The sequence below is a fragment of the Acidimicrobiales bacterium genome, assembly GCA_035540975.1.
Classification (GTDB): domain Bacteria; phylum Actinomycetota; class Acidimicrobiia; order Acidimicrobiales.
Genome location: DATLFN010000169.1, coordinates 1 through 12,668 on the forward strand (window position 1 = coordinate 1; position 12,668 = coordinate 12,668).

The 12,668-nt window shown below is 73.8% G+C and carries 16 protein-coding genes and 4 tRNA genes; 18 read left to right on the forward strand and 2 right to left on the reverse strand.

Translation table 11 applies throughout. From position 1 onward, the window contains the following. The coding region (locus tag VM242_16515; GenBank protein HVM06762.1) for a M23 family metallopeptidase at positions 1 to 1,247 on the forward strand (1,247 nt) is incomplete at its 5' end. A gap of 25 nt (positions 1,248 to 1,272) precedes the next feature. On the opposite strand, the gene VM242_16520 is transcribed toward VM242_16515, so the two are convergent. After that, positions 1,273 to 1,761, reverse strand: a complete 489-nt coding sequence (locus tag VM242_16520) for a YajQ family cyclic di-GMP-binding protein (protein HVM06763.1) — start codon at positions 1,759 to 1,761, stop codon at positions 1,273 to 1,275. A 29-nt stretch (positions 1,762 to 1,790) separates the two neighbouring features. Between VM242_16520 and VM242_16525 the strand changes: the two genes are divergently transcribed. From VM242_16525 to VM242_16550, 6 genes are all read left to right on the forward strand, one after another. Next, a tRNA-Tyr gene (locus tag VM242_16525) sits at positions 1,791 to 1,872 on the forward strand. 183 nt (positions 1,873 to 2,055) lie between these two features. Beyond that, complete coding sequence (locus tag VM242_16530; protein HVM06764.1) at positions 2,056 to 2,229, forward strand: DUF1059 domain-containing protein; 174 nt, start codon at positions 2,056 to 2,058, stop codon at positions 2,227 to 2,229. A gap of 67 nt (positions 2,230 to 2,296) precedes the next feature. After that, positions 2,297 to 3,388: an NAD(P)/FAD-dependent oxidoreductase gene (locus VM242_16535; GenBank protein ID HVM06765.1), complete on the forward strand. Its 1,092-nt coding sequence runs from the start codon at positions 2,297 to 2,299 to the stop codon at positions 3,386 to 3,388. Between the two features lie 77 nt (positions 3,389 to 3,465). Further along, complete coding sequence (locus tag VM242_16540; protein ID HVM06766.1) at positions 3,466 to 4,485, forward strand: iron ABC transporter substrate-binding protein; 1,020 nt, start codon at positions 3,466 to 3,468, stop codon at positions 4,483 to 4,485. 10 nt (positions 4,486 to 4,495) lie between these two features. Next, positions 4,496 to 6,106 carry an iron ABC transporter permease gene (locus tag VM242_16545; GenBank protein HVM06767.1) on the forward strand — a complete coding sequence of 537 codons (1,611 nt, stop codon included), beginning with the start codon at positions 4,496 to 4,498 and terminating at the stop codon, positions 6,104 to 6,106. A 106-nt stretch (positions 6,107 to 6,212) separates the two neighbouring features. Continuing rightward, positions 6,213 to 7,223 carry an ABC transporter ATP-binding protein gene (locus VM242_16550; GenBank protein HVM06768.1) on the forward strand — a complete coding sequence of 337 codons (1,011 nt, stop codon included), beginning with the start codon at positions 6,213 to 6,215 and terminating at the stop codon, positions 7,221 to 7,223. Between the two features lie 96 nt (positions 7,224 to 7,319). Here VM242_16550 and VM242_16555 read toward each other — a convergent pair whose 3' ends face one another. Then, the gene (locus VM242_16555) at positions 7,320 to 7,868 is read right to left on the reverse strand and encodes a GNAT family N-acetyltransferase (protein ID HVM06769.1); all 549 of its coding nucleotides are present in this window, start codon (positions 7,866 to 7,868) and stop codon (positions 7,320 to 7,322) included. Between the two features lie 61 nt (positions 7,869 to 7,929). Between VM242_16555 and VM242_16560 the strand changes: the two genes are divergently transcribed. The 11 genes from VM242_16560 to rplJ form a co-directional block, all read left to right on the forward strand. After that, positions 7,930 to 8,002 (forward strand) — tRNA-Thr (locus VM242_16560). Positions 8,003 to 8,036: 34 nt separating this feature from the next. Continuing rightward, positions 8,037 to 8,110 (forward strand) — tRNA-Met (locus tag VM242_16565). Positions 8,111 to 8,133: 23 nt separating this feature from the next. Then, on the forward strand, positions 8,134 to 8,298 hold the full coding sequence (gene rpmG, locus VM242_16570) for a 50S ribosomal protein L33 (GenBank protein ID HVM06770.1): 165 nt from the start codon (positions 8,134 to 8,136) through the stop codon (positions 8,296 to 8,298). A gap of 72 nt (positions 8,299 to 8,370) precedes the next feature. Next, positions 8,371 to 8,940 (forward strand): sigma-70 family RNA polymerase sigma factor, encoded by a 570-nt coding sequence (locus VM242_16575; protein ID HVM06771.1) that lies wholly within the window; start codon positions 8,371 to 8,373, stop codon positions 8,938 to 8,940. Further along, entirely contained in the window at positions 8,930 to 9,295 is a 366-nt protein-coding gene (locus VM242_16580; GenBank protein HVM06772.1) for a hypothetical protein, read from the forward strand. Before VM242_16575 ends, VM242_16580 begins: the two co-directional genes overlap by 11 nt. Before the next feature lie 133 nt (positions 9,296 to 9,428). After that, a tRNA-Trp gene (locus VM242_16585) sits at positions 9,429 to 9,501 on the forward strand. A 28-nt stretch (positions 9,502 to 9,529) separates the two neighbouring features. Continuing rightward, positions 9,530 to 9,832: a preprotein translocase subunit SecE gene (gene secE / locus VM242_16590; protein HVM06773.1), complete on the forward strand. Its 303-nt coding sequence runs from the start codon at positions 9,530 to 9,532 to the stop codon at positions 9,830 to 9,832. A 194-nt stretch (positions 9,833 to 10,026) separates the two neighbouring features. Continuing rightward, positions 10,027 to 10,548 (forward strand): transcription termination/antitermination protein NusG, encoded by a 522-nt coding sequence (nusG, locus tag VM242_16595; GenBank protein HVM06774.1) that lies wholly within the window; start codon positions 10,027 to 10,029, stop codon positions 10,546 to 10,548. A gap of 29 nt (positions 10,549 to 10,577) precedes the next feature. Beyond that, complete coding sequence (gene rplK, locus VM242_16600) at positions 10,578 to 11,003, forward strand: 50S ribosomal protein L11 (GenBank protein HVM06775.1); 426 nt, start codon at positions 10,578 to 10,580, stop codon at positions 11,001 to 11,003. Positions 11,004 to 11,071: 68 nt separating this feature from the next. Then, positions 11,072 to 11,800, forward strand: coding sequence for a 50S ribosomal protein L1 (gene rplA, locus VM242_16605; GenBank protein ID HVM06776.1), 729 nt, complete (start codon positions 11,072 to 11,074; stop codon positions 11,798 to 11,800). Between the two features lie 168 nt (positions 11,801 to 11,968). After that, a partial coding sequence (rplJ, locus tag VM242_16610) for a 50S ribosomal protein L10 (GenBank protein ID HVM06777.1) occupies positions 11,969 to 12,668 on the forward strand: 700 nt, incomplete at its 3' end.

A 12,668-nucleotide genomic window follows, 5' to 3' on the forward strand; every position in this document is an offset into this window, starting at 1 on the left:
CCCAGCCCCCTCCGCCAGCCCCGGACCCGGGGCCGGGGCCCGCCGCCCCGGGCGACCCTGCGCCGCCTGCCGACGCGCCGCCAGCGGCGGCCGGTGAGTCACCGCCTGCGCCGGCGCCGGCGACCACGCCGGACGGGGGGCCGCCCGGCGAGCCCGGCGCGCCGGCCGCACCGCCCGGCGCCGGGCCGGCGGCCCCCGGCCAGCCCGGCCCGCCCGGTCAACCGGGTGCGGCGGGCGGGCCCGACAACGGTCCCCCGGCGGCGCCCGGCGCACCGCCCGGCGACGTGCCGCCCGACGCCCGCCGGGCCATGGCCTCCGTCCGCCGCTCCGGGCCCAACAGCACGCTGCGCCTGCTGGAAGCCCTCCAGCCCCTGCGTGCGCTCGGCATGAGCGAGGCCGAGGTGGTGGCCGCCGGGTTCGGCCGGTTCCCGGTGGGCGGCGTCGCCACCTTCACCCACGACTGGTTCTTCCCGCGCTTCACCCCCACGTTCCACCTGCACGAGGGCACCGACATCTTCGCCAGGACGGGGACGCCGGTGCGGGCGCCGGCCGACGGGATGCTGCGGCTCGCCCAGGGAGGATCGGGCGGCCTGGCCGCCTACGTCTACGAGCCCAACGGCACCTATTACTACATGGCCCACCTCAGCGCCTTCGTGCCGGGCCAGAAGCCGGGCCAGCAGGTCACCACGGGTGAGATCGTCGGCTACGTCGGCGACTCCGGCAATGCCGAGGGCGGCAGCCCCCACGTCCACTTCGAGTACCACCCGGCGCCCACCCGGACGGTGACCTCGGGCACGGGCAAGAGCCGCAAGGTCACGACCGTGGTCCGGCCCGTCGCCGTCGGGTCGGTCCTGCCTCCGGTGGACCCCAAGGCGCTCCTCGACCAGTGGCTGGCCGATGCGCTGGCCGCTGCGCCCCGACTGGTCGCCTCGGCGGAGGCGGCGCACCGGGCCGCGTCCGCGTCCGCGACGGCGGCCAGGGCCGGCCCGGCGGCGGCGCCCGTCGCCACCGGGGGGCCGCCCCGGGCGCAGCTGCTGTGGGCGTCGTCGGTGAGCCCGTCGGCGGGCGCCGTGCGCCTGGCCGAGGCCGCGGCCATGGATGCCGCCGCGGCGTTCGACTGGTCCGAGGCGGCTCGGCGCCATGCGGAGGCGCTGGCCGAGCAGGCCGCCGCCGAGGCGCGGGTGGCCGCGATCCTGGAGCCGCTGACACCTCCGGGGCTGCGCCGGCCCGCCCCCGCCGGCGACTGACGCAGCGCCCGGGCCGGCCGGGGGTTCAGTCGCGGAAGTTGCTGAACTGGAGGGGGATGCCGAAGTCCTCCGCCTTGAGGGCGGCGATCACGGCCTGGAGGTCGTCGCGCTTCTTCCCCGACACCCGGACCTGGTCCCCCTGCGTCTGTGACGAGACGCCCTTCACGCCCCGGTCCTTGATGAACTTGTTGATCTTCCTGGCGTTGTCCGACGAGATGCCGGCGTTGAGGGTGACCGTCTGGCGGACCGTCCCCTTGGCGGCCTCCTCGACCTTGCCCCGGTCGAGGGCCTTCAGGGAGATCTGGCGCTTCACCAGCTTCTCCTCGACGACCTGGAGCACCGCCCGCAGGCGGTCCTCGGTGGAGGACGCCAGGTGGAGCTCCTGGCCGGAGAGCTCGACGGACGACCCGGTGTCCTTGAAGTCGAAGCGGGTGGCGATCTCGCGGGTGGCCTGGTCGACGGCGTTCTTCACCTCTTGCATGTCGACCTCGGACACGACATCGAAGGTGGGCACGCCGGAACGCTATCCTCATCCCCCCACAGGGGTCGGTGCCCGAGCGGCCAAAGGGAGCAGACTGTAAATCTGCCGGCACAGCCTACGGAGGTTCGAATCCTCCCCGGCCCACACCCTTTTCGCCGTCGCAACCGGGGGTTGCCCGGCGAGCCCGGCGTCCTGACGACATCTCGTCGCCGCGCGCAGGTAGGGGCTCGTGCGCGATATTTGCAGGTGACACCGAGACGTGAGCGTGGTGGGGAGCTCCCCGATCCCGCGATCGCCGAGCACGCGCAAGCGAGGAGGACTCGACCAATGTACGAGCACAGCTGCAAGACGGCGGGTGCCGCGGGCTGCAACTGGAAGATCCGGGCGAACAGCGAGGAAGAGCTGAAGCAGAAGGTCGTGAAGCACGCCGCCAGCAAGCACGGCGTGAAGAACATGACCGACACCATCTACAACTACCTGCGGGACACCGCCGCCCGCTGATGACCTCGCCCGGGGAGGGGTCGCCGCCGGTGGCTCCTCCTGGGGCGCCGGTCGCGCCACCCGCCCGGTGACGCGGCCCGGCGGCGCCGGCGTCGACGCCGACGTCGTGGTGGTCGGGGCCGGCCTGGCCGGCCTCACGGCGGCGCGGGACCTCGCCGCCGCCGGGCTGAACGTCGCCGTCCTGGAGGCGCGGGCGCGCGTCGGCGGCCGGACCATGACCGTGGTCCCCGCCGAGGGCGGCTGGTTCGACCTGGGCGCCACCTGGCACTGGTCCGACCAGCCCGAGATCCGCGCCCTGGCCACCGACCTCGGGGTGGAGGCGTTCCCCGAGCCCACCCGGGGCCGGGCGCTCCACGAGCCGGTCGACGGCCCGCCCGTGCCCGTCGCCCTGCCGCCGGAGCCCGCCGTCCTGCTCCGCTTCAGGGGCGGGACCGAGCAGCTGTGCGGACGACTGGCCGACCGGCTGCCCGACGGCGTGGCGTTCGAGGAGACGGTGGTCGCCGTGGAGCGCCAGGGAGGCGGCGTCGCCGTCACGTCGGACTCCGGCGGCATCCGCACGACGACGACGGCGCGCCGGGTGATCGTCGCCGTGCCGCCGCGGCTCGTCGTCGAGCGCGTCTCGTTCCATCCCGCGTTGCCGCCCCACCTCTTCGCCGTCATGGAGGCGACACCGACGTGGATGGGCGAGGCGCTCAAGTGCGTGGCCGTGTACGAGTCGCCGTTCTGGCGGGAGGACGGCTGGTCCGGGTCGGCGTTCAGCGACGTCGGGCCGCTATCCGAGGTGCACGACGGCTCGGTGCCCGCCGGTCCGGGCGCCCTGTGGGGGTTCGTGGCGCTCGACGTCGACCACCGCGACCTCTCGCCCGACGAGCGGGTGCCCCGGGTCCTCGAGCAGCTGGGCCGGCTGTTCGGGCCGCCGGCCGCCGATCCCGTCCGGTACGTCGAACGGGACTGGTCGGCCGATCCCAACACGTGCGAGGACGTCCACCGCCACGTCGCCCCGGCGGCCTACGGCCATCGCGTCTACGCCGAGGCCCAGTGGGACGGCCGCTTGTGGTGGGCGGGCACGGAGACCGAGGCGGTGGGCGGCGGCCACCTCGAGGGCGCCGTACGGTCGGGCCGGCGGGCGGCCCGGGAGGTCATCGCGTCCCTCGTGTGACGGCAGGCGGACGGTGGCGCCCCCGCGGGGCGCCTCGCCGACTTGAAGTTAGGAGCGCCTAACCCCAGAATCTAGCCGTGCCGAACATCCGGGCCCGGGCGTCCGTCCTCGCGGTGCTGGCCGCGCTCACGCTGGCCGCGTGCGGCGCGGGCGGCGGTGACGGGGACGCTCTGGTCGTCTACTCCGGGCGCAACGAGAACCTCGTCCGGCCGCTCCTCGACCGCTTCGAGGAGCAGAGCGGCATCGAGCTGGACGTCCGGTACGCCGACACGGCCGAGTTGCTCCCCACCATCCTCGAGGAGGGCGGGCGCACCCGGGCCGACGTGTTCTTCAGCCAGGACGCCGGCGCCCTGGGCGAGCTGGGCCGGAAGGGGCTCACCCGGCCGCTCCCGGCCGACATCCTCGACCTGGTGGACCCCCGCTTCCGGGACACCGGGTCGCGCTGGGTCGGCGTCACCGCCCGTGCCCGCGTCATCGCCTACAACACCGACCGCCTGAAGCCCGAGCAGCTCCCCAGGAGCGTGCTGGACGTCACCAGGCCGGAGTGGAAGGACCGCGTCGGCTTCCCCCCCACCAACGCCTCGTTCGTGGCGTTCGTGACGTCCCTCCGGGCGACGGTGGGCGACGCCCGCACCCGCCAGTTCCTCGAAGGGCTCAAGGCGAACGGCGCCAAGCGCTTCGACAACAACATCCTCACCATCGACGCGGTGGCGTCGGGCGAGGTCGACCTGGGGCTGACGAACCACTACTACCTGTACAGCGAATTCAAGGAGCGCCCCGACGTCCACGTCGCCAACTTCTACCCGGGCCAGGAGGAGGGCGGGGAGGGGACGTTCGTGAACGTGGCCGGCGTGGCCGTCCTCGCCGGCACCGACAAGGGCCCGGCCGGCGAACAGTTCGTCCGCTTTCTGCTGTCGGAGGAGGCGCAGCGCTTCTTCCGCGACGAGACCACCGAGTACCCGCTGCGGAGGGGCGTGGACGCCGTCGCCGAGCTCCCCCCGCTGGCGTCGCTCAAGACCATCGACCTCCCCTTGAGCGAGCTGGGCCGGGACCTGGAGGGCACCGTCCAGCTGCTGAAGGACGTCGGGCTCACCTGAGAGGGCGGGCATGGCACCGGTGGTGGACGTCCCGGTCGTCGCGCCCCCGGTCGCGCCGCAGAGCGCCGATCCGCGACCGTCTGGCCAGGCCCGCCGCCGCACGCCCCCGGCGCTCGCCGTGGCCGGCGCTGCCATCGGCGCGGCCATGGCCCTGCCCCTCGCCCACCTGGTGCTGCGCGCCGGCGAGGCCGACGACCCGTGGGGCCTCGTGGCGTCGTCGCGGGTGCTCGGCTTCCTGTGGGGGACGCTGCGCCTGGCGCTCGCCGTCACCGCCCTCACGCTGGTCGTCGGGGTGGGGCTGGCCTGGCTGATCGAGCGCACCGACCTCCCCGCCCGGCGCCTGCTCGGGCTGGCCGCCGCCCTGCCGCTCGTCGTGCCCACCTACGTCGGCGCGCTGGCCCTGAAGGCCGCCTTCGGGCCCGAGGGCCTGCTGGTCGAGGTCCCCGGGCTGGTGGGGTTCTGGGGCGTGACCCTCGCCCTCGGCCTGTCCACCTATCCGTACGTGTACCTGCTGGCCCGGGCCACCCTGGCGTCGTCGGACCCGGCCCTGGAGGAGGCGGCGCGGGCCCTGGGCGACGGGCCGGTGAGGACGTTCCGGCGGGTGGTCCTTCCGCAGCTCCGCCCGGCGGCGGCCGCCGGCGGGCTGCTGTCCTTCCTCTACGTGCTGTCCGACTTCGGGGCGGTGTCGATCCTCCAGTACGACACGCTGACCCGCGGCATCTTCCTGGAGTACCGGTCGCTCACGGCCGACCGGGCGCCGGCCGCCGTGCTGGGTGTCGTCCTCGTCGTCCTCACCATCGTGGCCATCTCGGCGGAGCGGGTGCTCCGCGGCCCCCTCGTCGCCCGCCCGGCGTCCTCCGGCCACCGCCCGCCGCCCGTCGTGCCCCTGGGCCGGTGGCGGGCCCCGGCCGCGGGTGCGGTGGCGGGGGTGGTGGCGGCCGGCCTGCTGCTGCCGGTCGGCGTGGTCGCGTACTGGGCGTCCGTCGGGTCCAGCGCCTCGTCCGGGGACGTGGTGGCCCGGGCTGCGTGGACGTCGGTCGGCCTGTCGGCGGCGGCCGCCTTGGTCGCCGTGGCGCTGGCCGTGCCGGTGGCGGTGCTCGGCGTGCGCCACCGGTCGCGCCTCAGCCGGGCCGTCGAGACGCTCTGCTACGCCGGGTACGCCCTGCCCGGCCTCGTCGTCGGCCTCGCCCTGGTGTTCTTCGCCAACCGCTACCTGCCGGCCGTCTACCAGACGCTGTCGCTGGTGGTCGCCGCCTACGTGGTGCGGTTCCTGCCCGAGGCGCTCGGGGCGGTGCGCTCGTCGCTGGGCCGGGTCGACCCGGCGCTGGAGGAGGCGGGCCGGTCGCTCGGGCGCCGCCCGCTGGCCGTCACCGCCACCATCACCCTTCCGCTCGTACGCCCGGGGCTGCTGGCGGGCGCCGCCCTGGTGTTCCTCACCGCCATGAAGGAGCTCCCCGCCACGCTGCTGCTCCGCCCCGCCGGAGCCGACACCCTGGCGGTGCGGGTGTGGACGGGAGCGTCCGAGGGGCTCTACGCCCAGGCCGCCCCGGCCGCCCTCCTCCTGATCGCCGTGTCGGCCCTGGTCCTCTTGCCGCTGCGACCGGCGAGAATGGGAAGGTGACAGGAGCCGTTCCGCCTCGCTCGCTGACACGGGACGGCGCCGGCGGGGATGGGGTCCCCGCTTCGGCGAGGAGGCTGGGGCTGGGGCCCCGGCCGGGGCAAGAGCATTGAGCGTCGAGCTGCTCGGGGTCCGGAAGTCGTTCGGTGCCGTGGAGGCGGTGCGGGACGTCACCCTGGCGCTGCCCCCGGGCCGCATCACCACGCTCCTCGGCCCGAGCGGGTGCGGCAAGACCACCACCCTGCGCCTGGTCGCCGGCTTCGAGGCCCCCGACGCCGGCGAGGTCCGCATCGCCGGCCGCACCGTGGCCGGCCCCGGCGCGTGGGTGCCGCCCGAGGAGCGCAAGGTCGGCATGGTGTTCCAGCAGCTCGCCCTGTTCCCGCACCTGGACGTGGCGGGGAACGTGTCCTACGGGCTGTCGGGCTGGAAGCGGGACCGCCGGCGCGATCGCGTCGGCGAGCTGCTCGAGCTCGTCGGCCTGCGTGGGTACGCCGGCCGGCGCCCCGACCAGCTCTCCGGCGGCCAGGCCCAGCGGGTGGCGCTGGCGCGTGCACTGGCCCCCCACCCCGAGGTGGTGGTGCTGGACGAGCCGTTCTCCAGCCTGGACGTCACCCTGCGCGGCGAGCTGCGCAGCGAGGTCCGCCGCATCCTGCGGGCGGAGTCGGCCACCGCCCTCCTCGTCACCCACGACCAGGACGAGGCGCTGGCCATGGGAGACCAGGTCGCCGTGATGCTGGACGGGCGGCTGGCCCAGGTCGGCGCGCCCGAGGCGGTCTACGGCGGTCCCGCCGGCGCCGACGTCGCCAGCTTCCTGGGCGACGCCAACCTGTTCACCGGCCAGCTGCGCGCCGGCGTCCTCGAGACCGTCCTCGGCCCCGTCACCCTGGCCGGCCCCGACGGGCCCGCCACCGGCCTCGTCCGGCCCGAGGACCTCGACCTCGACGAGGCCGCCGACGGCTGCGGGCGGGTGGTCGACGTGGAGTACTACGGCCACGACCAGCTGGTCAGCGTCGCCCTCGACGGCGGGGAGCAGGTCCGGGCCCGTCTGCACGCCCAGCGCCGGCTCGCCGTGGGGGCCCGGGTACGGCCGCGCATCCGCAGCGCCTACCGGCTGCCGTAGGAGAGGTTCTCGCCAACCGGGGTGGACGCAACGGCGGCACGGCCACCAGCCGGAGCCGGGCGCGGCGCCGCGGTCGCCGCCCTGCGGGCCGCCACGTCACAGCGCCGGCGGGCGGGACGCCGACGCCTCCGGGGCGAGCAGGCGCTGCATCACCACCACGTCCAGCCAGCGCCCGAACTTGCGACCGACCTCCCGCTCCACCCCGACCAGCTCGAACCCGCAGGACCGGTGGAGGGCGATGGAGGCGTCGTGGCCGCCGACGATGCGCCCCATCACCGAGTGGAACCCGTGGAGGCCGGCCAGCCGCACCAGCTCGGCCAGCAGCAGCCGGCCGACGCCGCGCCCCCGCAGGTCGCGGTCGACGTAGACGGAGTCCTCGACGGTGGTGGCGTACGCCGGCCGGTCGCGGTACGGGGAAAGCGAGCCGAAGCCGATCACCGCCTCGCCCGAGACGGCGACCACGGCGGGGTGGGCCCCGGCGTGGGCGGCCAGCCACGCCCGCTGGTCGTCGAGCGAGCGGGGGACGAGGTCGAAGGTCACCGTCGACCCGGTGACCTCGCGGTTGTAGATGGTGCGCACCGCCTCGGCGTCGTCCAGCGTGGCGAGGCGGACGCCGACGGGAACGACGAGCGGGGTTCCGGGCACGGCGAACTATCATGGCCGCTCGCAGCGCAAAGGCTGCGGCCCGGGTGCCCCGGGTGCCACCGCCCTCTTAGCTCAGTCGGCAGAGCACAGCCATGGTAAGGCTGGTGTCGTGGGTTCGATTCCCACAGAGGGCTCGCCGGCCCGCCGGGCCGGGCAGCACCTCCCCATGGCGGCGTAGCTCAGTTGGTCAGAGCACACGGCTCATAATCGTGTGGTCGTCGGTTCGAGTCCGACCGCCGCTACCGGACAGACCTACACTTGTCCCATGGCTCGCAACGAGAAGCGCATCAAGGTCACCCTCGCCTGCGAGGTGTGCAAGCGCCGCAACTACATCACCATGAAGAACAAGACGAACGACCGCGAGCGCATGGAGCTGCAGAAGTACTGCCGCTGGGACCGTCGCCACACGGCCCACAAGGAAACGCGCTAGGTACCGAGGCCCACGACCACCGTCCGTAACCTTCGTCCACCGAGGGGAGTCGAACGACTGATGGCGCCGGACATGGCGGAGCTGGTCATCGCCGCGAAAGCGGGTGACAAGCAGGCCTTCACCCAGTTGGTGGAGGCCACCAAGGCCGACATGTACACGCTCGCCTATCGGCTGACCGGCAACGCGGAGGACGCGCAGGACGTGGTGCAGGAGGCGTACATCCGGGCGTACAAGAGCCTGAAGCGGTTCCGGGGGGACGCCAAGTTCACCAGCTGGATGTACCGCATCACCGCCAACTGCGCCAAGGACCAACTGGTGAAGGGGTCGCGCAACCGCCACGACGCCATCGACGAGACCACCGAGGCGGTCGACGAGCGCCCGGGGCCGGAGGCCCGGCTGGGCACCGCCGACGAGCGCCGGGTGCTGGCCGAGGCCCTCCAGAGCCTGTCGCCCGACATGCGGGCCGTCGTCGTCCTGCGGGACGTGTACGACCTCCCGCACGACGCGATCGCCGCCGAGCTGGGGATCACCGAGGGTGCCGCCAAGGTCCGGTTGCACCGGGCGAGAAGGAAGCTGCGCGAGCGGCTGTTCCCGCTGCGGGGCGAGGACGACGGTCGGGAGGAGAGGGCCCGTGCAGTGTGACCGTGTCGCGGATCGTCTGCCGCAGATCGTGGACGGCGTCGAACGAGCGGCTCCCGAGGTCCGTGCCCACGTCGAGACGTGCCTGCGCTGCCAGGCCGAGCTGGTCCAGTACCGCAAGCTGCTGAAGGCGCTGCGCCAGCTGCGGACCGACTTCCTGGAGCCGGCCCCTGGCACCGTCACCGCCATCCTGGCGCAGCTCGAGGCGGCGGGGGAGCGGGGCGCCATGCGCTCGTTGCTCACCGGCCACCGGGCCGCCTACCTCGGCGGGATCGCCGCTGCCGCCACCGCTGCCGGGGCGGCCGGGGCCATCGTCCTGGCCAGCCGGGGCCGTCGGAAGATGCGCCTCGCCGGCTAGGTCGCCGGCACCGGTTCACCTCGCGATGGCGCGCCAGGGTGTGGCGCGTGGGCGCGAGGTGAACGGACTCGGCGCCCGCCCGGCGGCCTGGCGGGAGGCCGGTGCTATCCTCCCTCCGGAACGACGCCCCCTTAGGGCAGTAGCTCAACTGGCAGAGCACCGGTCTCCAAAACCGGCGGTTGGGGGTTCGAGTCCCTCCTGCCCTGCTCGCCTCACTCCCGGCCGAGGTAAGCGATGAACCGACAGATGAAGCGCATGATGCAGCGGCAGGGCCAGGTCGGCGAGGACGGCCAGCCCGAGTCGGCGCGACGCGCGCCCCAGCCCCGGCGGGCGCCTCCGCCGACCAAGGAGCGGACGTCGCCGGCGACGTTCCTGAAGGAGGTCCGCGGCGAGCTCCGCAAGGTGGCGTGGCCCTCGCGGGCCGAGGTCACGAACTACTCGACCATCGTGCTCTTCACCCTGATCCTGCTGGTGAGCCTGATCTTCGTGCTGGACCTGGCGTTCGCCAAGAGCATCCTGTTCCTCTTCAAGACATGACCGATACCGCCGAGAACCGCGAGCCGAACGAGGCCGTCCACGACGCCGCCACCGATCCGGTGGCGCTCACCGACGCGCCCGCCGACGAGGTCGTCACCGCCGAGGACCTGCTGGCCGAGGCCGCCGGCGAGCAGGAGGACGAGGACGTCGAGGTCCCCGTCGAGAGCCCCTACGACCGCCCCGGCCAGTGGTTCGTGGTCCACACCTACGCGGGCTACGAGAACAAGGTGAAGTCCAACCTGGAGAGCCGGATCTCCTCCATGAACATGGAGGACCGGATCTACGAGTGCGTCATCCCCGTCGAGGACGTCATGGAGTTCAAGGGCGGGAAGAAGGTGGTCGTCCAGAGGAAGGTCTTCCCGGGCTACCTCCTCGTGCGCTGCGAGCTGGACGACGACTCGTGGTACGTGGTGCGCAACACGCCGGGCGTCACGGGGTTCGTGGGCCACGGCTCCAAGCCCGTCCCTCTCGCCCGCAAGGACGTGGAGACCTTCCTCGGCGTCAAGGCCGAGGGTGCCGACGCCCAGAAGAAGACCCGCCCCCGCCTCGAGTACGAGGTGGGCGAGAGCGTTCGTGTCCGCGAGGGGCCGTTCGCCGACTTCTCGGGGCAGATCGCCGAGATCAACGAGGACCAGCTGAAGCTGAAGGTGCTGGTGAACATCTTCGGGCGCGAGACTCCGGTCGAGCTCGAGTTCGCCCAGGTCGCCAAGCTCTAGCGCGCCGGACAGAGGAAGAGGGAACCACCATGGGGAAGAAGCGCGTCGCCGCCATCGTCAAGATCCAGCTCCCGGCCGGGGCGGCCACGCCCGCGCCGCCCGTCGGCACGGCGCTCGGCCCGCACGGCGTCTCCACGCCCGAGTTCTGCAAGCAGTACAACGCGGCCACCGAGAGCCAGCGGGGGAGCGTCATCCCCGTCGAGATCACCGTCTTCGAGGACCGGTCGTTCACCTTCGTCCTCAAGACCCCGCCGACCCCGGTCCTGCTGCGCCAGGCCGCCGGCGTCGACAAGGGCTCGGTCAACCCCGGCAAGACGGGCGTCGGCGCGATCAGCGACGCCCAGCTCACCGAGATCGCCCAGACCAAGATGCCCGACCTCAACGCCAACGACCTCGACGCGGCCAAGCGCCAGGTCGCCGGCACGGCCCGGTCCATGGGGATCACCGTCAAGTAACAGGCCCCGCCGGGCCAGGGACCACCTCGCCCGCCCGGCTCCGTTCCGACCCAGAGAGGGAGGCACCCGTGCCGACACGAGGAAAGCGCTACAGCGATGCCGGCCGGCGGTTCGACCGCCAGCGGCTGCACACCCCGGCCGAGGCCATCGACATCCTGAAGAGCCTGCCGACGAGCAAGTTCGACGAGACGGTCGAGCTGGCGGTGCGGCTGGGCGTCGACCCCCGGCGGGCCGACCAGATCGTCCGGGGCACGGTGGGGCTGCCCGCCGGCACCGGCAAGGACGTGCGCGTCGCCGTGTTCGCGGCGGGCCCGGCGGCCGACGAGGCCCGCGCCGCAGGTGCCGACGTGGTCGGCGCCGACGACCTGGTCGCCCGGGTCCAGGGCGGCTTCCTGGACTTCGACGTGGCCATCGCCACCCAGGACATGATGGCGCAGGTCGCCCGGCTGGGCCGCGTCCTCGGCCCCCGCGGCCTCATGCCGAACCCCAAGACGGGCACGGTCACGCCCGACGTCGGGCGGGCCGTCACCGAGTTCAAGGGCGGCCGCGTGGAGTACCGCACCGACAAGTTCGGGAACATCCACGTCCCCATCGGGAAGGTGTCGTTCTCCAAGTCGGCCCTGCTGCAGAACGCCCGCGCCGTCGTCGAGGAGCTGCACCGGGCCAAGCCGGCGGCCGCCAAGGGCCGGTACGTGAGGTCGGTGACGGTCGCGTCCACCATGGGTCCCGGCGTCAAGATCGATCCCAACCGGGCCCGCGTGTCGGACGACGAGCTCGCCGAGGCCGCCGCCTCGTAGTACCGTCGCCGGGACAGCTTCACCCGTCGCCGCAGACCTCTGGTGCGCCCCCCGGGCGCGTAATGGGCCGCCAGGCCCGCCCGACGAGGCGAACCTCCTGGACTCAGGGCGTTCGGCGCGCGTGCGACCGGGCGCCCGTTTTTCGTTCCGAGTCGAGGAGGTGCAGCGTTGGACAACCCGAGGCCGGAGAAGGTCGCCGTCGTCGACGAGGTGCGGGAGCGCCTCGGCGCGGCCAGCGCGGCGATCCTCACCGAGTACCGGGGCCTGTCGGTCAAGGACCTGTCGGCGCTGCGCCGCACGCTGACGGCCGCCGGCGGCTCGTACAAGATCTACAAGAACACCCTCGTCGGCTTCGCCGCCCGGGACCTCGGTCTCGACGACCTCCAGCCCATGCTCACCGGGCCGACGGCGATCACCTTCGTGGAGGGCGACGCCGCCGAGGTGGCCAAGGCCCTGCGGGACTTCTCCAGAACCCACCCGCTGCTGGTGGTGAAGGGTGGTCTGCTCGGCAAGAGCGTCCTGTCGCCGGCCGACACCACCGCCCTGGCCGACCTGCCGTCCCGGGACGTCCTGCTGGCCCGCGTGGCCGGCGCCTTCGCCGCCCCGATGGTCCAGTTCGCCGGCCTGCTCCAGGCCCTGCCCCGCAACTTCGCCTACGGGCTCAAGGCTCTCCTCGAGAAGGGCGGCGCAGGCGGGGCGCCGTCGGCCGCCCCCTCGGCGGACGAGGCGGCTGCCGCTCCCGTCGCCTCCGCCGCAGACGGAGCCGCTGGCGCCTCGGCCGAGGCACCGGCCGCCGACGAGGCACCGCCCGCACCGGCCACCGACGAGGCACCGCCCGCACCGGCCACCGACGAGGCACCGCCCGCAC

Bases quoted from the DNA above. Each gene is read 5' to 3' on its own strand.
- VM242_16575 (HVM06771.1), top strand. From the start codon at position 8,371: ATGGCGGAGCTGGTCATCGCCGCGAAAGCGGGTGACAAGCAGGCCTTC.
- rplK (HVM06775.1), top strand. From the start codon at position 10,578: ATGGGGAAGAAGCGCGTCGCCGCCATCGTCAAGATCCAGCTCCCGGCC.
- VM242_16545 (HVM06767.1), top strand. From the start codon at position 4,496: ATGGCACCGGTGGTGGACGTCCCGGTCGTCGCGCCCCCGGTCGCGCCG.
- rpmG (HVM06770.1), top strand. From the start codon at position 8,134: ATGGCTCGCAACGAGAAGCGCATCAAGGTCACCCTCGCCTGCGAGGTG.
- VM242_16530 (HVM06764.1), top strand. From the start codon at position 2,056: ATGTACGAGCACAGCTGCAAGACGGCGGGTGCCGCGGGCTGCAACTGG.
- secE (HVM06773.1), top strand. From the start codon at position 9,530: ATGAACCGACAGATGAAGCGCATGATGCAGCGGCAGGGCCAGGTCGGC.